Source organism: Deinococcus sedimenti, assembly GCF_014648135.1.
In the GTDB taxonomy this organism is placed as follows: Bacteria; Deinococcota; Deinococci; order Deinococcales; family Deinococcaceae; genus Deinococcus; species Deinococcus sedimenti.
The window spans coordinates 1-20,174 of record NZ_BMQN01000014.1; the positions used below are offsets into that span (position 1 = coordinate 1).

Sequence of the window (20,174 nt, forward strand, 5' to 3'; positions counted from 1 at the left end):
TGTTCACTCATCTCTTCGCCTGTCATGCTTCCCGCCTCGCTTGAGGCTCAGAAAAGATACAGGCCCTACCTGAATCTGTCAACACCCCGCACCAGAGACTCCCTTGAGAGTCCGGGAAACGCGGTGGGGAAGTGGGTTGTGGGGAGTGGGAAGTGGATGGCCCCAACACCGAGATCAGACCACTGGGACGCCGGAGCAGAACAGACGCAACCTCAAACTCCTCTCTTCTCCCCTATCCGTCACGCGGAGCGAAGGCCGACCACCGAGCCCACTCCCCACTAACTGCAATCCCCGCCCCGCGCGCTGCGTCGCGCCTCCGTATACTGTTCTCTTGGCATATGAACCCGCGTCCCGCTCAACGGGAGTGCGCGGAAGGGAGGCACGCCCATGCAGGAACTGCTGGAAAAACTCGCGTCGCTCCGGGAGTACCTTTGACATTCCCGGAAAAACACGCCGCCTGAACGAACTGGACCGTGAACTGAGCGACCCGGAACTCTGGAACGACTCCGGCCGCGCCCGCAAGGTCACGCAGGAGGCCGGAACGCTCCGCCGTGTGGTGGAGGGGTACCAGACCCTGAACTCGGACGCGCAGGGCCTCAGCGAGATGCTGGAGATGGCCGACGCCGACGAGCGCGAGATGCTCATGGAGGAGCAGACGTCCATCGAGAAGCGCGTGGACGAGCTGTACAAGGAGACGCTGTTCACCATGAAGCACGCCGACACGGCGGCGATCGTGCGCGTGAAGAGCGGTGCGGGCGGCACCGAGAGCATGGACTGGGCCGGGATGCTCACGCGGATGTTCATGCGCTGGGCCGAGCGGCGCGGCTACAAGGTCGATCTGATCGATCAGGTGGACGGCGATCAGGCGGGCGTGATCAGCAGCGAGTTCATCATCCGCGGCGAGAAGGCCTTCGGGATGATGCTGCCCGAGCACGGCGTGCACCGCCTCGTGCGCGTGTCGCCGTTCGACAGCAACAACCGCCGCCACACGTCCTTCGCGTCGGTGGACGTCGTGCCGGAGGTGCCGGAGGAGGAGATCAACATCCACATTCCGGACAGCGACCTGCGCCGCGACGTGTTCCGCTCGCAGGGTGCGGGGGGGCAGGGCGTGAACACGACCGACTCCGCCGTGCGCCTCACTCACCTGCCGACGGGGATCGCGGTGGCGTCGCAGCAGACGCGGTCGCAGATCAAGAACCACGAGATCGCTCTGCAGATCCTCAAGCAGCGCCTCTACGACATCGAGATGCGCAAGCGCGAGGAAGAGGAAGCCAAGGCGCGTGGCGAGCAGAAGAAGATCGAGTGGGGCAGCCAGATCCGCTCGTACGTGCTCGACAAGCAGTACATCAAGGACCACCGCACGGGCGTCATGAAACACAACCCGGACGACGTGCTCGACGGGGACCTCGAGGACCTGCAGTGGGCGGGTCTGGAATGGATGGCCGGGAAGCGCGTCGCGGAGGAAAACAGCGACGACGAGTAACACGCAGCCGGTCAGGAGGCGCGCCACCCCTGGGGCCGCGCCTCCTTTCTGTTGACCCTGAGCTGGGGCTGTGGCGTTCGTGCTTGTCACGCGTAACGGAACGTGACACCCTGGGAAGTAAGCATGACCGAACCGAGCGCCATCACCGGGTACACCCTGCACCGCATACTCGGGCGCGGGAACACCTCGCTGGTGCGCCTGGCCACGAACAGCCAGGGACAACTGGTGGCCGTGAAGATCCCCCACCCGGAAACGCTGGCCGTGCAGGACGCCGCGGAACGCTTCGGGAACGAGGTCCGCCTGACGTTGCAGCTGCGCCACCCACATCTGGTGCGCGCGTATGGGGGCACGCCGTTCGGTCCGCATGCCTTCCTGGCCGTCACGTACTACCCGAAAGGCGCCCTGAATGAACAGCTGGCCGACCTGCCGGACCGGACCCTGCCGCTGAAGCAGGCGCTGCGGCTGCTGGCGGATGTCGCGTCGGCCCTGACGTACCTGCATCATCAGGGCGCGGTTCATCAGGACGTGAAGACCCAGAACGTGTACGTCACGGAGGAGGGCCGCGCGGCCCTGGGGGATCTGGGGAACACGTACTTCGTGGCGCAGGGGGGCAAAACCAGCGGCAGTCCGTTCTACATGGCACCCGAGGTCTACCAGGGAGAACTGACGAGCAGCGCCAGCGACGTGTACAGCCTGGGCGTGATGATGTACGAGCTGCTGGGAGGAGACCGGCCGTTCAACGGCAACAGCTACGAGGAGCTGATGGTGGCGCACATGACCCGCTTCGCCCCCTCGCTGACCCTGGTCAACCCCCTGGTGCCGCGCGCGGTCGGCCGCCTGGCAGAGCTGGCGCTGGCCAAACGCCCTGGCGACCGGCCCAGTGCCGATCAGATCCGCCGGGCGCTGCTCAGCGCCCTGGGTGAGGTGCCGGAGGACGAGGTGTACGAGGAGGACCTGAAGCCGGAAGCGGAGGTCGCGCGGCCCATGGGACGTCACGCACCCGCTCAGGTCCGTGCGGCCGCCCCTCCGGTGAACACTGAACCAGCCGAAGAGCCGGAAAAGAGCGGCCGCTGGAACCCATTCCGACGCCGCAAATAACGGCAGTCAGGGCAGCGGGCGGTGCATCTCGTACCGTCCGGGGAGCTGCTGGAAGCCCAGGCGGCGGTTCACGGCGATCATCGGGGCGTTCAGGGAGTGGTTGTTGGTGCGCATGGTGGTGAACCCCTCGGCCTGGGCACTCTGCACGGCCTGGAGTTTCATCGGCAGGGCCAGCCTGCGTCCGCGCGCGTCGGGGTGCGTGGCGGTCAGTTCGTTGTACACGAACGGCAGGTGCGCGAAGCGGACCATGGCAGTGGTGCCCAGCCACTCCCCGGCGGGGCCGACGGCGAGGATCAGCCAGTCGGGGCGGGGGTCGCGGTCCAGGCGCAGGGCCTCCCGCACCTGCGCGGCTGTCCAGCGGGGGTACCCGGCGAGATCGGGCGTCTCGGTCAGGCGGTCGGCGACGAATTCGATGTAACGGGCCATCGTGGCGTCGCCCTCGCCGCTCAGGTCGGTGAAGGTCACGCCCTGCGCGTGCGCGGCGTCCAGGGCCGGCTGGAAGTCGGCGAGGTTCACTCCGGTCAGGTTCAGTTCGGAGGCGTAGCGGTGGGTGCGCAGCGTGAAGCCGCGCCGCTCCGCCCAGGCGCGGTCGGCCGGGTCGGCATCTGGAACATCTACGCTCAGGCCCCGGGCACCCAGCTCCAGGGCCGCCTGCCGCGCCTCCTGCCACAGCGTCTCACCGGCCCCCTGGCCGCGCGCCTCCGGAAAGACCAGGACACTCAGGTGAAGGAAGTCCGGCGGGATGAACAGCGAGCGTTGCAGCTGCGAGCCGCCCAGCACCTGTCCGTCCGCGCCGACCAACAGGCGCCGCCGCGCGAGGTCGTCAGGGCCGAGCCGTCCGTCCGCAGCGATCAGGTCAGCGGCGTCGGTGCGACGGCCACCCAGGGACAGCAGCGCCGCAAAGACCCCGGCGTCCTCTGGAGTGTAGGGCCTCAGTCGGGTTCCGGTGTGGGTCACTGCACGCCCTTGATCAGCTGCCGGATGGCCCCCAGGTGGTACGCGACGTGTGCGACCGCGCCGGTCAGGCCGCCAGTCAACTCGCCGTCGGCCGGGCGGTCCTCGAAGGTGCGTGCGAACGTCAACAGTGCGTCGTAGGCGGCCCGCAGCCGTGCGCGGGCGGCGTCCCACGCGGCGTCGTCCACCTGCACCGGCTGGAAGCTGCCCGTCCAGTCGAAGGGCCCGCGGTCCCCGTCGCGCTCCCAGCGGATGATGACTTCAAGGTGGAAGGCGGTGTGCGCGGCGTGAGCGGCGACCGTGCTGCCCAGCACCTCCTGACTGGCCTGCGCGGCACTCAGGCCGTCCAGGGTGGCGAGCAGGCCGTGGTTGCCGCTGCCGTCGGCTTTCGTGCCGTCCAGGAAGGCGGTGCCCTGGCCGGGATGGCCGCCCTCCACGGCCTCGCGCAGGATGTCGAGGATGCCGCTGACAGCGGACTGCGGGGTGGGGGTGGGTTCGCTCATGCCTGCCAGCGTACGGTCCTGCACGGACCGGGGCATGCGTCATCTGACCGCTGGCATCCCCGGCCAGTCTCTGGTAATGTGGTGAGTTGCGCTGCCCGGCGAGGCCTGACCCTGTCAGGACACTGCGCCTGCGAGCGGCGACAGAGGAGGTGAACTATGAACCAGTACGACCTGAACCTGATCCTGAACCCCAACCTCAGCGCCGAGCAGGTGGGTATCGAGAAGGACTACATCGAGACCACCGTGAAGAACGCGGGCGGGGAAATCAGCAACCTGGACGAGCTCGGCAACCGCCGCCTCGCCTACGCCGTGAACAAGGACCGCGAGGGCTACTACCTGATGTACACCATCAAGGCCGCTGGCAACCCCGAAACGGCCATCGCCAGCACCCTGCGTCTGCGTGACCACGTGCGCCGCGTCCTGGTGGTCAAGGACCGCCCGGAGTGGAAGACCAAGAAGGCCTGATCTCCTTACGCTATTGACGTAACGAGATCGGGTTTGTTATCGTACGGTCACCCCGCAAGGGCCACACCCGCCAGCCAGCAAGAAGCTCAAGTACTTTCGCCAGCAACAAAGGAGACCCAGTCATGGCCCGAGGCATGAACCACGTTTACCTGATCGGCGCACTCGCCCGCGATCCCGAACTGCGCTACACCCCCAGCGGCACCGCCGTGTTCGAAGCCACCATCGCCGGTGAAGATCACATCGTCGGCAACGACGGGCGCGAACGCAAACTCCCCTGGTACCACCGCGTGTCCATTCTCGGCAAACCCGCCGAGTGGCAGGCCGAACGCAACCTGAAAGGCGGCGACGCCGTGATGGTCGAAGGCAGCGTGGAGTACAGCCAGTGGGAAGCCCCTGAAGGTGGCAAACGCAGCATGGTCCGCGTGAAGGCCCTGCGCATGGAACAGCTCGGGTACACCCCCGAACTCGTTCAGGACGCCGGAGGCGGCGTTCGCATGAGCAGCGGCATGAACGAAGTCATTCTCATCGGGAACGTCACCCGTGACCCCGAACTGCGCTACACCCCCGCCGGCGACGCCGTGCTCGGACTCGGCCTGGCCGTGAACGAGACCTGGAACGACCGTCAGGGCCAGCGGCAGGAGAAGACCCACTGGATCGACGTGACGCTGTGGCGCGAACTCGCCGAGAGCATGAAAGAACTCCGCAAGGGGGACCCCGTGCTCGTGCAGGGACGACTGGTCAACGAAGCGTGGACCGACCGCGACGGCAACAAACGCAACAGCACCAAAGTAGAGGCGACGCGAGTCGAAGCCCTGTCCCGAGGCGCAGGCACCGGTAACCCTGCAGCCACCCCCGCCGGACCTCGCACGCAGACCGCGAGCAGTGCGGCGCGCCCCCAGAGCGGCGGCTACAGCCAGCCGAACCGGGCAGCGAACACGGGGAACCGTTCGGGCGGCTTAGATATTGACCAAGGTCTCGACGATTTCCCACCGGACGAAGAAGACCTGCCGTTCTAACCCCGCTTGGGCACGGAACGCAGATTTCAAGGACTAACACATGACCCAGACCAACAGCGCCGAGCGTAAACCGCGCGGCAAGGGACCCAAGCGTCCCCGCAAGCCCAAGGTCGATCCGTTCTCCATCGGGGAACTGGAAATCACCGACTACAAAGACGTGAAGATGCTGCGCCGTTTCGTGAGCGACACGGGCAAGATCCTCCCCCGCCGCCGCACGGGCCTCTCGGCCAAGCACCAGCGCCGCATTGCGCAGACGATCAAGATCGCCCGCCAGCTGGCCCTGCTGCCCTACACCGAGAAGCTCGTCCGGAAATAAGGAGAATTGACATGCAAGTAATTCTTCTTGAACCCGGCAAGCTCGGCAAGACCGGCGACGTTGTCGCCGTGAAAGACGGCTACGCCCGCAACTGGCTGATCCCCCAGGGCATCGCCGCCCCGGCCACTGCCAGCAACATGAAGAGCCTCGAGGCCCGCATCCGCGCCCGCCAGAAGACCCTGGCGGCCGAGAAGGCCAGCGCCGAGGACCTCGCCAGCCGCCTGAACGGCGTCGCCGTGGAACTCAGCGTCCGCGCCGGCGAAGGCAAGATCTACGGTGCGGTCACGCACCAGGACGTTGCCGACTCCCTGGACAAGCTGGGCTTCGATGTGGACAAGCGCCGCATCACGATGCCGAAAACCGTCAAGGAAATTGGCGAGTACGACATCTCCTACCGCGCCCACCCCGAAGTGAGCATCCCCATGAAGCTCGTGGTGCACGCCGCGAAGTAAACGCCCCCGCGCGTTCAGACCCCCGCCCCCGTGGCGGGGGTCTTCTGCTTTCCTATCCTTTAACTGGTACATCCACACCTAGGGCAACATTCACCGGTCAGGGCAGATAGGGTCAGAGCATGCGTCCTGCCCTGCTGTCCACCCTCCTGATCCCTGCCTTGATCGGCTGCGCGCCGCAAGACGCACCTTGGCCCACGGAGCCCGCTGCGGCAGTCCTGACACTCAATCCTGCCGAACCCCAGGTCGGACAGACCCTCCAGTTCATCCTGCGCAGTCCAGTCAGCGGTGACGTCGCCCTGTTCGTCGAGTCCCCTGACGGCAGCGTCATCCAGCTGCTCCCTAACCGTCTGCCAGACGGTCAGGTACACCTGAATGCTGATCAAAACCAGCTGTTCCCGGCGGTCAGCAGCAGCTTCGCACTGCGTGCCAGTGCGCCCACCGGCGTCCACACGGCCCTGCTGTACATCAGCAGTGGCCCGCTGAACCTGAGTGGCGTCAGCGATTACACCAGTCCCAGTTCGGTGTTTGCGACGGTCCGTGCCCAGGGAGCGGGGGCACTGCTGGGCCCGGTCGCCGCGAAGGTGAAGCTCCTGAACCCTGGGGTGGCCGGTACCCTGACCTTCACCGTGCAGCCCTGAGCAGCGCCAACCTGCCGAAGCGGTTCTGAATAACCGTCGTTCCTGCCACCGACCCTGGCTGACGGGGCAGGCCTTCGCGCGCTGCCGGGCTTTCCCGCTACACTTGGGGCGAACGTCCCCACAGCGCAGTCACCGGAGGCGTTCGACCTCAGTTTCCCACCCCGGGGCGCGTGGCCACGCAGGCACGCTGCCTCATGCAACACACCATCAAAGGAGCGCACCGTGACGACCCCAGGACTTATCGGGATCATCGTGGCGCTGCTGTTCGGACTGGTCGGGGGGTTCCTGGCGGGGCAGAGTCGTGGAGCGCGGCAACGCGCCGAGATCGACAATCGCCTGCAGCAGGACGCCCAGCGCGACGCGGAACGCATCCGCGCGCAGGCCGACGCCGACGCCCGCACCATGCGGGCCGAGGCCGACCAGGACAGGCAGGACGCCACCCGCAGAATCAAGGAAGCCAGCGACCGCGAAGCCCAGCTGAGCGTGCAGGTCTCGCAGTTCGACACGCAGCTCGCGCAGCTGCAGGGTCAGCGTGAGCAGATCAGCGCGCTGCGCGCCGCGCTGGACCAGGAACGCGCGCAGGTCAAGCAGGACGCCGCCCGTGAACGCGAGGCGCTGAGCGGCGACCGTCAGGAGACCCGCCGCGAACGCGAGGAACTCAAGCGCGAGATCGAGCGGCTCAACCGCCGCGCCGAGCAGCTCGACGCGCGCGGTGAGAAACTCGACGCGCTGGAGGAACGCCTCGAGGACCGCGCGCGCCTCCTGGGCACACAGGAGCAGGAGATCGCGGCGCGCCTGCATCAGGCGGACCTGAAACTCTTCGAGATCGCCGGACTCTCCCCAGAGGCGGCCCGCGCGGACATCCTGACCCGCCTGGACGCCGAACTGGAAGAGGAGAAGGCGATCCGCGTGAAGGCCATGCAGGAACGCGCCACCGCCGACGCGAAACGCTCGGCGCGGCACGTGATCGCGCAGGCCATCCAGCGCAGCGCGTCCGAGACGAGCGCCGCCCTGAGCGTGTCGGTCGTGCCCATCCCGAACGACGCCATGAAGGGCCGCCTGATCGGCCGCGAGGGCCGCAACATCCGCGCCTTCGAGGCCCTGACCGGCGTGGACCTGATCATTGACGACACGCCCGAAGCGGTGATCCTCTCGAGCTTCAACCCGGTGCGGCGCGAGGTCGCCAAGCACGTCCTGGACGCTCTGGTCGCCGACGGCCGCATCCACCCGACCCGCATCGAGGAGATGGTGCACAAGGCGCAGGACGAGATGAAGGCCTTCATGCACGCCCAGGGCGAGGAGGCCGCCATCGAGGCGGGCGTGGTGGGCATCAAGCCGGGCCTCGTGCAGCTGCTGGGCCGCATGTACTTCCGCACCAGCTACGGGCAGAACGTCCTGAAGCACTCCATTCAGGTCGCGCACCTGACCGGCATCATGGCTGGGGAGCTGGGCCTGGACGCCGGGATGGCCCGCCGCGCCGGGCTGATGCACGACGTCGGCAAGAGCATCGACCGCGAGATCGACGGCACGCACGTCGAGATCGGCATCAACCTCGCCAAGAGGTTCGGGGAGCCCGCAGAGGTCATCGACGCGATCGCACACCACCACGACCCGGAGAACGGCGAGACGCTGTACTCCGTGCTGGTGGCCGCCGCCGACGCGATCAGCGCCGCGCGGCCCGGTGCACGCCGCGAGGAGCTGGAATCGTACGTGCGTCGCCTGGAGATGCTGGAGCAGATCGCCGTGTCGTTCCCCGGCGTGCAGCAGGCCTACGCCATCCAGGCCGGGCGTGAGGTGCGCGTGATCGTGCAGCCGGACAAGGTCACGGACGCCCAGGCGACCCTGCTGGCCCGCGAGATCGCCGGGCGGGTCGAGCAGGACATGGAGTACCCCGGCCAGGTGCAGGTGACCGTGGTCCGCGAGAGCCGCGCCGTGGAAGTCGCCCGCTGAGCGGAACCGGGCAGAGGAGGGCCGGGGCCATGCGCTCCGGCCCTGTTTGCTGCATACCGCCCGGAATACACTCGGAAAGGACCCGTCTGGCACGAGGTTTTTCAGGCCGCCGCGCGGGGATTGACACGCCCTGCATACCGCGCTATTCTTTCCTTATCACCGTCCGCGAAGGGCGGGTTTTTCGTTTTGGTCTGGGCCACCCTGCGTGAGCCACCACCGGGAGGCTCTCTCCCCTGCCGATCAGGCCCCCGCTGCGGCCAGTCCGACGCATAGCAGCTGCGACGGGGCGATCAGCACCGTGTAGGTGAACCCGGCTGCATACCTCTCGGCGTTGATTCCCGATGGAAGTTCGTCCAGCACGACAGGTTTCGGGTCGACGCGCAGGACTTGACCGGCCCTGCATACCGCGCTATACTTTTTTCATCACCGTCCGAGAAGGGCGGATTTTTCGTTTTGGCTCCCTGCGACTCCCCACAACCGGCTGTGCCCGTCGTCGGGTGCGCCGCCACCAACTCCTCCGGGAGCGACCGGGACTGCATACCCTCGCCAGAGCATCACCGAAGAAGCCTCTCCAAGACGGCGTTTTTCCAGTCATTCCGCGAGACTTGACGCCGCCTGCATACCGCGCTATATTGTTTCTATCACCGCCGAAGAAGGCGGGTTTTTTATTTTCTCTCCCCGGCCAGCCACGCGGCGGCACTCTGCGCGACGTGCAGGTCGTGCTCGGCGGCGCGCCCCGGGGCGGCCAGCGGGGTCAGGCGGGTGACGTCCGCCCAGACCTGCTGGCGCAGCAGCATGCCTCCCTCGCAGAGCAGCAGCGGGCCGTAGCGCAAGGCCGCCGCCTCCGGCAGGGCCGCGTAGGCCGGGTCGGGGCCGGCCCGGCGTTCCAGCCTCAACACCGGGTACCGCCAGAACCCCGGCGCGAGCACCTCCGCCGCGACGTGGTAGCCGCAGGTGCGCGCCCAGCGGCGCAGCGGTTCCGGACTGTCGTTGGGTTGCAGCACCAGCGCGTCCGGCACGCGATCCGGCGTGCGGGTCAGGACGCCCAGCATGGTCTGCGCGCCCATCCCGGTCATGCTCGCACTCTGCACCTCGCCGGGGGCCAGCGGGGCAAGGCCGTTCCCGGCGCGGACCTCCAGGCGATCCGTGAGGCCCGCGCGGGCGACGTTCACGCGGGCGTGTTCCAGCGGGCCGGGATTCACCTCGACGATCACGCCGCGCGTGACGCGGCCCAGCTGCGCCAGCCGGATGGGGAGGTGCGCGTGGTCACTGCCGATGTCCGCGTGAGTCTCGGCGCGGATCAGGTGCAGGGCCGCCTGGAGGCGCGCGTCAAGGTGCGGCATGCTGGTCATCGGGCGCGTCCGGGCGGTGGCCCTGGCGGGAGAGGATCACGGAGTACGCGCCCACGGCGAGAATCACGGCGGCGATGGCCGCGCCGTACACCAGGATGTCCGTCCCGCCCTTCCATTCCAGCGCGACGCTGAAGAAGTTCACGCTGAGCGCCACGATCACGATCCCGATCAGTTTCTGTTTCAGGTCGTCGAAGGAGTCGATGTGCAGCCAGCGGGGCACGTTCTGCACGCGGCCCACGAACAGCGCCTGCAAGCCGAACGAGATGATCAGCAGCGCCACGCCGACCAGCAGCGTGTCGGCCTGCTCGACCGCCGCGACGATCAGGGTCTTGGTGGTGTGCGCCTCGCCCAGGTCACCCAGCGCCGCGCGGATCGTGACGTACGCCTGCGCGATGGCGGCGACGAACAGCGCGAGGCTGAACGCGAAGGAACTCAGCACGCCCAGTTCCACGATCAGTCGCGTGAACCCGAACGCGCCGGCCAGCGTGACGCGCCGCGTGCGGCTCAGGGGCGGGGCGGGACGTTTGGGCATGCCGCCCAGCATACCGGGGCCCTTCAGGTGACGGGGCCGGGGAGGGGGCGCACCTCGTCCCCCAGGCGGATCACGCCGCCCCGGATCACGCGCGCCGTCAGGCCCCCGTGCCCGCGCACGGCGTTGTATCCGCCCTCGCCCAGCGTCTCCTCCATGCGGGAGCAGGGGTGGCACTCGCCGGTGCCTTCCAGGATCACCTCTCCGATCTGGAAGCGGCGGTCCTTCAGGGCCAGCAGGGGTATGCCGCGCACGGCGATGTTGCGGCGCAGCTGCTCCGGGCTCGCCTCGTCCAGTCCGGCCAGCGCGGCGATCACGGGCAGGTGCTCGGCCTGGATCAGCGTCACCTGCCGCCGCCCCGGCCCGCCGGGAATGGCGGGGGCGTTCGCGGGGCGCGCGGCCTCCCCGGCCTCGCCGGTCAGGGCAGTCAGGCGCGGCGGGGCGAGCTTGCCGTGATCGCCGACTAATCCCACCAGCGGGTGCGCCTCGACCTCCGTGACTGCCTGCACGGGCGCGCGGCGCGCGGGGCGCAGGCCCAGCCACTCGACGGCGCCGGGTCGGGGGAAGGTGTCACGCAACTCCTGAATGGTCTTCACAACGGGCATGCTAGCGGGCGGCGCCTGTTATGCTGGTCGGCATGAGGCGTCTGACCCGACGTGCGTATCCCTGCCCGCCGCCACCGGTGGGAGCAGGGTCAGTCACAGCCTGAAATCCAACCCCCGAGCGGCGCATCCGGACAGTCCTGGTGCGCCGCTCCCCTATGGAGTGAAGATGCAAGAACCCGCCCCCATCCGTTGGAACCTGCCCGTGGACGAACAGATCGACCTGCTGCGCCGCGGCGTCGTGGACCTGGTGTCCGAGGACGACCTGCGCCGCAAACTGGCGAAAGGCCAGCCGCTGCGCGTGAAGCTGGGCGCCGACCCGACCCGCCCGGACCTGCACCTGGGGCACGCCGTGATCCTGCGCAAGATGCGCCAGTTCCAGGACCTGGGCCACAAGGTGATCATGCTGATCGGTGATTTCACCGCGATGATCGGCGACCCCAGCGGTAAGAGCAAGACCCGCCCGCCGCTGACGCTGGAGCAGACCCGCGAGAACGCCAAGAGCTACCTGGAGCAGTGCCGCCTGATCCTGCGCCAGGAGCCCGAGGTGCTGGAAATCCGCTACAACGGCGAGTGGCTGGAGCCCATGGGCTACGCCGACGTGATCCGCCTCGCCAGCCGCTACACGGTGGCGCGCATCATGGAACGCGACGACTTCCGCAAGCGCTTCGAGGGCGGCGTGCCCATCGCCGTGCACGAACTCCTGTACCCCCTGACGCAGGGTTACGACAGCGTGGCGCTGGAGGCCGACGTGGAGCTGGGCGGCACCGATCAGCTGTTCAACAACCTGGTGGGGCGCGCGCTGCAGCGGGATTACGGGCAGGAGTCGCAGGTCGTGATGACCCTGCCGCTGCTGGTCGGCCTGGACGGCACCGAGAAGATGTCCAAGAGCCTCGACAACTACATCGGCCTGACCGACGAACCGCACGAGATGTTCGCGAAGCTGATGAAGGTCCCCGACCCGCTGCTGGACAACTACTTCACGCTGCTGACCGACCTGCCCCGCCCCCACATCGAGGAACTGCTGGCCGGGCACCCGGTCGCCGCGCACCGCGAACTGGCGCGCGAGGTCGTGGCGTGGTTCCATCCGGACGCGGACCTGGACGCCGCCGAGGCCCGCTTCCGCAGCGTCGCCAAGGGTGGCATTCCGGAGAACATCCCGACCGTGACGGTCCCGGCGGCGGATCTGGACGACAGCCTGGATACCGGGCGGATCAGCATGGTGAAACTGGTGGTGCTGGCGGGCCTGGAGCCCAGCAACGGCGCGGCCCGCAAGCTGATGCAGAACCGGGGTCTGAAACTGAACGGAGAGGTCTTCACGGACCCGCACGGCAGCCTGACCCGTGAGCAGCTGTCCCAGGAGGGCGGCGCGGTCATCCAGAAGGGCAAGGACAAGTTCGCACGGCTGGTGCTGGGGTCCTGATCCACCCGGCCCCTTCATGGGGCCTTCACGGGCCTCCCAGAGGCGCGGCGGCCCGGTCTTCATCCAAGCTTTAGTTCTGGAGAGGCTGGGAAAGTTATGCACAGGACGCTGTGGACAACTGTCCCAGCCTGTGGACGACCGCTGGGCGCCGATAAACCCTGTGTATAACCCAGCAGTTATCCACAGGGACGGTGTGGAAAAACCCCGTCCCTGTGGATAAAAATCTGACGCTCAGATGAAGTTTGCACCCGGACCAGCCGGAAACCGCCCGCCCCGGATCAGGGCTGCAGCAGGTCTTCACGCAGGCGCTCGACGCGCAGCATGTTCGTGGTGCCACGCACGCCGAACGGCACGCCGGCCGTGATCACGTACCGGTCCCCGACATCCGCCAGGCCGCTGCGGCGCAGCTCGTCGTTCGCGATGCGGACCATGTCGTCCGTGTTGCGCGGGTCCTCGCTCAGGACCGGCACGACGCCCCAGGACAGCGCCAGCTGATTGCGGGTCTGCTCGTTGGGCGTCAGTGCCAGGATCGCCAGCGGGGGACGGTTCTTGGCAATGCGGCCCGCCGCGCCGCCGGTGCTCGTGAAGGTCACGATCGCCGGGGAATCCAGCTTCTCGCCGATGCTGCACGCCGCCGACGCGATGGCGTCCTGGGCGAGTTCCGTGTCGATCACCAACGAGCGCTGCAGCATCTTGTAGTGCTCGCTGCCCTCGGCCTCGCGGGCGATGCGGGCCATCATGGCGACCGACTCGACCGGGTACTGCCCGGCAGCGGATTCCGCCGAGAGCATCACGGCGTCGGTCCCGTCGTAGATGGCGTTCGCCACGTCCGACGCCTCGGCGCGGGTGGGGCGCGGCAGGCTGATCATGCTCTCGAGCATCTGCGTGGCGGTGATCACGGGCTTCCCGGCCTCGCGGCACATGCGGATGATGCGCTTCTGGATGGTCGGTACCTGCTCGGGGCGCATCTCGACGCCCAGGTCACCGCGGGCCACCATGATGCCGTCCACTTCCTTCAGGATGTCCTCGAACCGGTCCACCGCCTGCGGCTTCTCGATCTTCGCCATCAGCTTGGCGCGGCTGCCGAAGCGGGACATGTAGTGGCGGGCCAGCAGCAGGTCGTCGCGGGAACGCACGAAGCTCAGCGCCACCCAGTCCACGCCCAGTTCCGCGCCGAACTCCATGTCCTGCACGTCCTTCTCGGACAGTGCGGGCACGCTCAGGTCCGCCTCGGGCACGTTGATGCCCTTGTTGTTCTTCAGGACGCCGCCGATCACGACGGTGGTCAGCACGTCGTTGCCACGCACGCCCTCGACGCGCAGGGCCATGTTGCCGTCGTCGAGCAGCAGGGCCATGCCGGGGTGCACGTCGCGCACGAGGTCCTTGTAGGTGGTGCCCACGCGGGTCTCGTCACCCTCGACGTCGTCCATGGTGATCGTGAACTTGTCGCCGGGGGCGAGGGTCACGCTGCCGTCCTTGAAGCGCGCCACGCGGATCTTCGGACCCTGGAGGTCCTGCAGGATCCCGATGGTGACGCCCTTCTTGGCGGCGAGTTCGCGGACCATCTGCACGGTCTGGCGGTGGTCCTCGGGGTCGCCGTGGCTGAAGTTCATGCGCACGACGTTCAGGCCGGCGTCGATCATGCGGCTCAGCACCTCGGGGGAGCGGCTGGCCGGGCCGACGGTGGCCACGATCTTGGTGGAACGGTCAATCTGTTTCATCTGGAATCCTTTCCAAGCGCGGGAAGAGCGGCGGGCGGTCAGGGTCTCCCCCGCCGCCCGCCCGCCGGGGTCAGCGCAGCGCCTTGCGGCCGGGGAACACCGCGCGGTCACCTAGGCTGTCCTCGATGCGCAGCAGTTGGTTGTACTTCGCGATGCGGTCCGAGCGGCTGGCCGAACCGGTCTTGATCTGCCCGGCGTTCGTGGCGACCGCCAGGTCCGCGATGAAGCTGTCCTCGGACTCGCCGCTGCGGTGGCTGATGATCGTGCCGTAGTGGTGCCGCTTGGCCAGTTCGATGGCGTCCATCGACTCGGTCAGGCTGCCGATCTGGTTGACCTTCACGAGGATGGCGTTGCCGACCTTCGTGTCGATGCCGCGCTGCAGACGCTCGGGGTTCGTGACGAACAGGTCGTCGCCGACCAGCTGCACGCGGTCGCCGATCTTGGCGGTCAGCTGCGCCCAGCCGTCCCAGTCGTCCTCGGCGAGGCCGTCCTCGATGCTCACGATCGGGTAGCGGCTGGCCCAGTCGGCCCAGAAGTCCACCATCTCGGCGGTGCTGAGGACGCGGCCCTCGGATTCGAGGTGGTACTTCCCGTCCTTGAACAGCTCGGTCACGGCCGGGTCCAGCGCGATGGCGATGTCCTTGCCGGGCTCGTAACCGGCCTTCTCGATGGCCTCGAGGAGCACGTCCAGCGCTTCCTCGTTGCTCTTGAGGTCCGGGGCGAAGCCGCCCTCGTCGCCGACGTTGGTGTTGTAACCCTTCTTCGACAGGACCTTCTTGAGGCTGTGGAAGGTCTCGGCGCCGTAGCGCAGCGCCTCGCGGAAGCTGGGCGCGCCGACGGGCATGACCATGAATTCCTGGAAGTCCACGCTGTTGTCGGCGTGCGCGCCGCCGTTGATGACGTTCATCATCGGGACCGGGAGGGTCTTGGCGTTGCTCCCGCCCAGGTAGCGGTACAGCGGGATGTTCAGTTCGGCGGCGGCGGCGCGGGCCGCGGCGAGGCTGACGGCCAGGATGGCGTTGCCGCCCAGGTTGCCCTTGTTGGGGGTGCCGTCGGTCGCCATCAGCGCGGCGTCGATGGCGGCCTGCTCACTGGCGTCCAGGCCGACCACGGCCGGGCCGAGGGCCTCGTTGACGTTCTTCACGGCCTGCTGCACGCCCTTGCCGAGGTAGCGGCTGCCGCCGTCGCGGAGTTCCAGGGCCTCGTGGGTGCCGGTGCTGGCGCCCGAGGGCACGATGGCGCGGCCCTGCAGGCCACTGTCGAGGTGAACTTCGGCTTCCACGGTGGGGTTCCCGCGCGAGTCCAGCACTTCACGGGCAATCACTTTCTGAATCTTCATCCCTGTTTCCTCCCGGATCACGGCCCTGTCGCCCGCAGGCGAGTAGGTGTACTTCAGACACTATAAGCGGGTGCCCCTGCAGAAAGATGCACCCGGTTCAACTTCCGGTGCAGACAGGTGAGGCCGCGCGCCCCACCCGCCCGCCGCCTCACACGCGCAGGGTCACCATCACGGCCATGTACCCGCCGCCGCCCGCCGCGCGAAAGATCGCCGGACTGGTCGAGCCCGAGAACAGCAGTTCCGCGTCCCCGTCGATCGGCCCCAGGGCGTCCAGGACGTGCCGGGCGTTGAAGGCGAGGCTCATGGCGGGCTCGCTGCCCCCCTGCACCACGTCCAGCGTGTCCTGCGCGCGGCCGTAGTCACCCTCGGCCGCCAGCCGCAGCTTGCCCTCGGACACGAGGAACTCCACGCGGTTGTTCGCGTTCTTGTCGGCCAGCACTGCCACGCGGTTTACAGCTTCCTTCAGGGCCGTCGCGGGCAGCGTGACCTGCAGGCGGATCTCCTTCGGGATCACGCGCTCGTAGTCCGGGAAGTCCCCATCCAGCAGCTTGAGGTTCATGTGCACGCGGTCGGTCGTGACGCTCAGCTGCCCGTCGCCGTACGTGAAGCGGGCCTCGCCGTCCTTGAGCACGCGGATCAGTTCGTCCACGCTGCGTGCCGGGATGATCAGGTTGCGGCCGTCCCCGCTGGCCGGGAAGTCCCGGATCGCCACGCGGTATCCGTCGGAGGCGACCACGCGCGCGCCCTCGGGCCGGTGCTCGAGCTTGATGCCGCGGAACACCGCCTGGAAGGCCTCGTTGCTGGCGGCGTAGCGGACGCTGGACAGCGCGCGGGCCAGTTCGGTCGCGTCGAGGCTCACGTCGGCCTGCGCGGGGAAGCTCAGCGGGGGATACGCGTCGATGTCGCCGGTCTGGAGTTTGAAGTCCGAGCCACCGGCCCGCACCGACAGTTCCGAACCGCTGAGCTCCAGTTCGACCAGTTCGCCGCCCAGGTTGCGCACGATCTGCGCGAACAGGTGGGCAGGCACCACGAAGTTGCGGGGGTCCTTGACCTCGGCCGGGACGAAGCACGACAGGTCGATTTCGAGGTTGGTGCCGGACAAGGTCAGGCCTGCTTCGCTGGCCTCGACCTTCAGGGCGGTCAGCAGGGGGTTGCTGCTGCGGCTGGGGATGACGCGTTCCAGAAGGCCCAGGCCTTCGCTGAGGATTTTCTTGGTGACGTGTACGTTCATGCGTGCCTCTCTGTTTGGTCCCTATCTTTTATCTGTCTTTATTCTAAAAAAAGATAGTAGTAGTAGTAATAGGTCCTGTGGAAACTGTGGATAAGTGCCTTGGGGCTGCGCTGGGCGCGGATGTGTCTTGTGGACAAAATTGTGGATAACTGGCACTTTCCTGTGGATAACCTGTGGACAACTTGGGGACTTATCCACAACCTCTCAGGGCTTCAGGTTATCCACAGACTTATCCACAGCAAAACTACCGGTTATCCACAGCTTATCCACAGGGTTATCCACAGCTCGTGAAATGCTGCACAGATGTTTGGAACGGAAAATGGAACTTATTCTGAGTGGGGAAGAAAGAACAGGAGGAATTACGCATCCGAATCCTCGTCTTCCTGACCCTTCATCCGGCGGCGCAGCAGCTCCACCGCCGCCGTCAGTTCACTGTCCTTCCCCATCTGCTCCGACACCTTGCTGATCGCGTGCATGACCGTCGAGTGATCCCGCCCGAAGAACTGCCCGATCTCCGGCAGGGAATGATCCGTCAACTCGCGGATCAGATACTGCGCCACCTGCCGCGCCTGCACCACCTCACGCACCCGCCCGGAACCGCGGATCACGTCGGGCGGCATGTTGAACTGCGCGGCCACCTGCCGCAGCACGTCCATCATCTCCACCTTCACTTCCTGCGGCGCGAACACGTTGCTCAGCGCCTTGGCCGCCACAGCCCGGCTAAAGGGCACGTTGTTCAGGCTGGAGAACGCCACCACCCGCATCAGCGCGCCCTCCAGCTCGCGAATGTTGCTCGTCACCTGCCGCGCGATGAGTTCCAGCACCTCCTGCGGGATGTCGATGCGGTTGTGCTCCGCGTTCATCTTCAGGATCGCCACGCGCGTCTCGTACTCCGGCGACTGGATGTCCGTGATCAGACCCCACTCGAAGCGGCTGCGCAGGCGACCTTCCAGCGTCTGGATGTCCTTCGGCGGCCGGTCGGAACTCAGGATGATCTGCTTGTGGCTCTCGTACAGCGCGTTGAAAGTGTGGAAGAACTCCTCCTGCGTGCGCTCCTTACCCGCCAGGAACTGGATGTCGTCCACCAGCAGCAGGTCCACCGAACGGTACCGGTTCCGGAACTGCGTCATCTTGTCGTCGCGGATCGCGTTGATCAGGTCGTTCGTGAACGACTCGGTGGACACGTACTCCACCCGCTTCCCGGGGAAGCGCTCGAGCATGTAGTGCCCGACCGCGTGCATCAGGTGGGTTTTCCCCAGGCCCACGTCCCCGTAGATGAACAGCGGGTTGTACGCCTTGCCGGGGGACTCCGCGACGGCCAGAGCCGCCGCGTGCGCGAGGTTGTTGTTCGGACCCACTACGAAGTTCTCGAAGGTGTACTTCGGGTTCAGCACCTTGCGGTTCTCGGTGAACGTCGGCGCGGCGCGCGGCGCGGGCAGGCTGGGCGGCGGGGGCGGGTCACTGGGCAGCAGCAGCGCGTCCTGCGCGGCGGGCAGCACCTGGAAACTCACCTGCGGATTCTGCGCGCCCAGGCTGCGCAGCGCGTCCTCGAGGAGCTTCAGGTAGTTCTTACGGAACCACTCCTGCGCGAAGGAATTGCGCACCCCCAGCACCAGCGAGCCGTCCTGCACGCCCAGGTTCTTCACGGGCGCGAACCAGGTGTGGTACTCGACCTCTGTAATGTTCTTGCGGACGTACCCCAGCACGTCCGACCAGATTTCCTGCGAGATAAGGCGCACCTCCCTTAAGGCACTCTTGAGCGGCAGCCAGCATACCACCGACCTCCTCTCTCCCGACGCGAGAAAAGGCGGGTCTCTCTCTCCCTGGTCTCAGGGCTGAGCGCGGATAGAAGCCAGCACCTCGGCCTCCCGCTCGGCACTCAACGCGTAGCTCAGGTCCGCCCGCTCACTCCAGGCCCGGGTGTCCCGCGCCGTGACCTCCGGCGCGGTCAGGGTCAGTCCGGCCGCCAGGGCTCGCTCGGCACTGATGTCCATCAGGCCCCCCTGCGGCGCGGCGTCCGGGATGAACAGCGGCAGCTCCCGGAAGCCCAGCTCCAGTGCCTCCAGCTGCGCCGCGTCCACCCACACCGGCTCCTGGATGCCCAGCACCTGCGCGAACTGCGCCCAGCTGAGGCGCGGCCCGGCCAGGTTGAACACGCCCCCGATCCCCTGCTCCACGACCTGCACCGTGAAGCGCGCCAGGTCCCGCCCGTCGATCACCTGCACGTGATCCGACCCGTCCCCCGGCAGCAGGGTCTCCCCTCCTCTGCTCGCCCGGTCGGGCCAGTAGGGGTAGCGGGCGGTGTGATCGAACGGCCCCGCCACGATCTGCGGCCGCAGGATCGTCGCCGCCTCTCCGAACGTGCCCTGCACGATCTGCTCGCAGCTGACCTTCAGCGGCCCGTACAGCGGCCCCGTCACCTCGGTCGTGTCCTCCGGCGCGGGCGGCAGCAGCGGATCATCCTCGCGCACCGGGTGCCGGTCCGGCTCGGCGTACACGCTGGCGGTACTGATGAACACGTAGCGGCCCACCCGGCCGCGCAGCGCCTCCGCGCTCGCCCGCACCGCGGACGGCAGGTACCCGCTGACATCCACGCAAGCGTCCCAGGAGCGGCCCGCCAGGGCGTCCAGCCCCCCCGCCTCGCCCCGGTCGCCGCGCAGCCGCTCGACGTTTGCGGGCAGCTCGTCGGCCGTGCGGCCGCGCGTCAGGATGCTCACGCGGTGCCCCGAGGCCAGGAACGCCATCACGATGTGCCGACCCACGAACTGCGTGCCGCCCAGAATCAGGATGTCCATGCGCCTATCCTGTCACCCATGAAGGTGAGGTTCACGCCGGGACGCGTCCGCGTCCGCATCGACGACCTGGAACTGGCCGCCCTGAACCGCGGCGAGCCGCTGCACGCCCGCGTGTCCTGGCCCGGCGGCGGCTGGACCCTGACCCTCGACCCGAACGGGCACGACGTGGCGGGCGGTGGGGGGACGCTCGCGGTGGGCCTCGCCCCACTGCTGGGGCAGCTGAGCGACCCCGCGCGGGAGGGCGTGACCCTGGGCGAGGGGCCGCGCGTCACGGTCGAGAAGGACTTCGGTCCGCAGCACGCGTAGA

General features: G+C 67.6%; 20 protein-coding genes. 10 read left to right on the forward strand and 10 right to left on the reverse strand.

Going from position 1 to position 20,174, the window contains the following annotated elements; translation table 11 throughout:
- The first annotated feature begins 387 nt into the window (after window positions 1-387).
- A protein-coding gene (prfB, locus tag IEY69_RS17235; RefSeq protein ID WP_189074390.1) for a peptide chain release factor 2 occupies window positions 388-1,483 on the forward strand; the annotation gives its coding sequence in 2 pieces (ribosomal slippage) (window positions 388-432 and window positions 434-1,483; 1,095 coding nt in all).
- A gap of 123 nt (window positions 1,484-1,606) precedes the next feature.
- The gene (locus IEY69_RS17240) at window positions 1,607-2,581 is read left to right on the forward strand and encodes a serine/threonine-protein kinase (protein ID WP_189074391.1); all 975 of its coding nucleotides are present in this window, start codon (window positions 1,607-1,609) and stop codon (window positions 2,579-2,581) included.
- A 6-nt stretch (window positions 2,582-2,587) separates the two neighbouring features.
- On the opposite strand, the gene IEY69_RS17245 is transcribed toward IEY69_RS17240, so the two are convergent.
- Window positions 2,588-3,538, reverse strand: a complete 951-nt coding sequence (locus IEY69_RS17245) for a GNAT family N-acetyltransferase (protein ID WP_189074392.1) — start codon at window positions 3,536-3,538, stop codon at window positions 2,588-2,590.
- Window positions 3,535-4,038: a DinB family protein gene (locus IEY69_RS17250; RefSeq protein ID WP_189074393.1), complete on the reverse strand. Its 504-nt coding sequence runs from the start codon at window positions 4,036-4,038 to the stop codon at window positions 3,535-3,537. The genes IEY69_RS17245 and IEY69_RS17250 overlap by 4 nt, the downstream gene beginning before the upstream one ends.
- Before the next feature lie 156 nt (window positions 4,039-4,194).
- On the opposite strand from IEY69_RS17250, the gene rpsF reads away from it, so the two are divergent.
- The 6 genes from rpsF (at window position 4,195) to rny (ending at window position 8,875) form a co-directional block, all read left to right on the forward strand.
- A complete protein-coding gene (gene rpsF, locus IEY69_RS17255) occupies window positions 4,195-4,503 on the forward strand; it encodes a 30S ribosomal protein S6 (protein ID WP_189074394.1) in 309 nt (102 codons plus the stop codon).
- 122 nt (window positions 4,504-4,625) lie between these two features.
- Window positions 4,626-5,519: a single-stranded DNA-binding protein gene (locus IEY69_RS17260; protein ID WP_189074395.1), complete on the forward strand. Its 894-nt coding sequence runs from the start codon at window positions 4,626-4,628 to the stop codon at window positions 5,517-5,519.
- A 40-nt stretch (window positions 5,520-5,559) separates the two neighbouring features.
- Window positions 5,560-5,835 (forward strand): 30S ribosomal protein S18, encoded by a 276-nt coding sequence (gene rpsR / locus IEY69_RS17265; RefSeq protein WP_046843750.1) that lies wholly within the window; start codon window positions 5,560-5,562, stop codon window positions 5,833-5,835.
- Between the two features lie 11 nt (window positions 5,836-5,846).
- A complete protein-coding gene (rplI, locus tag IEY69_RS17270) occupies window positions 5,847-6,287 on the forward strand; it encodes a 50S ribosomal protein L9 (protein WP_189074396.1) in 441 nt (146 codons plus the stop codon).
- A 119-nt stretch (window positions 6,288-6,406) separates the two neighbouring features.
- A complete protein-coding gene (locus IEY69_RS17275) occupies window positions 6,407-6,925 on the forward strand; it encodes a DUF4384 domain-containing protein (protein ID WP_189074397.1) in 519 nt (172 codons plus the stop codon).
- 222 nt (window positions 6,926-7,147) lie between these two features.
- Complete coding sequence (gene rny / locus IEY69_RS17280) at window positions 7,148-8,875, forward strand: ribonuclease Y (protein WP_189074398.1); 1,728 nt, start codon at window positions 7,148-7,150, stop codon at window positions 8,873-8,875.
- A gap of 665 nt (window positions 8,876-9,540) precedes the next feature.
- Here rny and IEY69_RS17285 read toward each other — a convergent pair.
- From IEY69_RS17285 to IEY69_RS17295, 3 genes are read right to left on the reverse strand one after another with little or no spacing between them, the layout of a single operon-like run.
- Complete coding sequence (locus IEY69_RS17285) at window positions 9,541-10,218, reverse strand: class I SAM-dependent methyltransferase (protein ID WP_229784071.1); 678 nt, start codon at window positions 10,216-10,218, stop codon at window positions 9,541-9,543.
- Window positions 10,205-10,759 carry a YqhA family protein gene (locus IEY69_RS17290; RefSeq protein ID WP_229784072.1) on the reverse strand — a complete coding sequence of 185 codons (555 nt, stop codon included), beginning with the start codon at window positions 10,757-10,759 and terminating at the stop codon, window positions 10,205-10,207. The genes IEY69_RS17285 and IEY69_RS17290 overlap by 14 nt, the downstream gene beginning before the upstream one ends.
- Window positions 10,760-10,782: 23 nt before the next feature.
- Window positions 10,783-11,352 (reverse strand): MOSC domain-containing protein, encoded by a 570-nt coding sequence (locus tag IEY69_RS17295; protein ID WP_189074401.1) that lies wholly within the window; start codon window positions 11,350-11,352, stop codon window positions 10,783-10,785.
- A 175-nt stretch (window positions 11,353-11,527) separates the two neighbouring features.
- On the opposite strand from IEY69_RS17295, the gene tyrS reads away from it, so the two are divergent.
- Window positions 11,528-12,781: a tyrosine--tRNA ligase gene (gene tyrS / locus IEY69_RS17300; protein WP_189074402.1), complete on the forward strand. Its 1,254-nt coding sequence runs from the start codon at window positions 11,528-11,530 to the stop codon at window positions 12,779-12,781.
- A gap of 278 nt (window positions 12,782-13,059) precedes the next feature.
- Here the strand turns inward: tyrS and pyk are convergent, their stop codons facing one another.
- From pyk to IEY69_RS17325, 5 genes are all read right to left on the reverse strand, one after another.
- The gene (pyk, locus tag IEY69_RS17305; RefSeq protein ID WP_189074403.1) at window positions 13,060-14,502 is read right to left on the reverse strand and encodes a pyruvate kinase; all 1,443 of its coding nucleotides are present in this window, start codon (window positions 14,500-14,502) and stop codon (window positions 13,060-13,062) included.
- A gap of 70 nt (window positions 14,503-14,572) precedes the next feature.
- Window positions 14,573-15,841 carry a phosphopyruvate hydratase gene (gene eno, locus IEY69_RS17310; protein WP_119675145.1) on the reverse strand — a complete coding sequence of 423 codons (1,269 nt, stop codon included), beginning with the start codon at window positions 15,839-15,841 and terminating at the stop codon, window positions 14,573-14,575.
- 148 nt (window positions 15,842-15,989) lie between these two features.
- Window positions 15,990-17,072, reverse strand: a complete 1,083-nt coding sequence (dnaN, locus tag IEY69_RS17315) for a DNA polymerase III subunit beta (protein ID WP_046843743.1) — start codon at window positions 17,070-17,072, stop codon at window positions 15,990-15,992.
- 359 nt (window positions 17,073-17,431) lie between these two features.
- On the reverse strand, window positions 17,432-18,802 hold the full coding sequence (dnaA, locus tag IEY69_RS17320; protein ID WP_189074446.1) for a chromosomal replication initiator protein DnaA: 1,371 nt from the start codon (window positions 18,800-18,802) through the stop codon (window positions 17,432-17,434).
- A gap of 99 nt (window positions 18,803-18,901) precedes the next feature.
- Window positions 18,902-19,867, reverse strand: a complete 966-nt coding sequence (locus IEY69_RS17325; protein WP_189074404.1) for an NAD-dependent epimerase/dehydratase family protein — start codon at window positions 19,865-19,867, stop codon at window positions 18,902-18,904.
- 18 nt (window positions 19,868-19,885) lie between these two features.
- Here IEY69_RS17325 and IEY69_RS17330 point away from each other — a divergent pair, with 18 nt between their 5' ends.
- Window positions 19,886-20,173 (forward strand): hypothetical protein, encoded by a 288-nt coding sequence (locus IEY69_RS17330; protein ID WP_189074405.1) that lies wholly within the window; start codon window positions 19,886-19,888, stop codon window positions 20,171-20,173.
- Window position 20,174 lies beyond the last annotated feature (1 nt).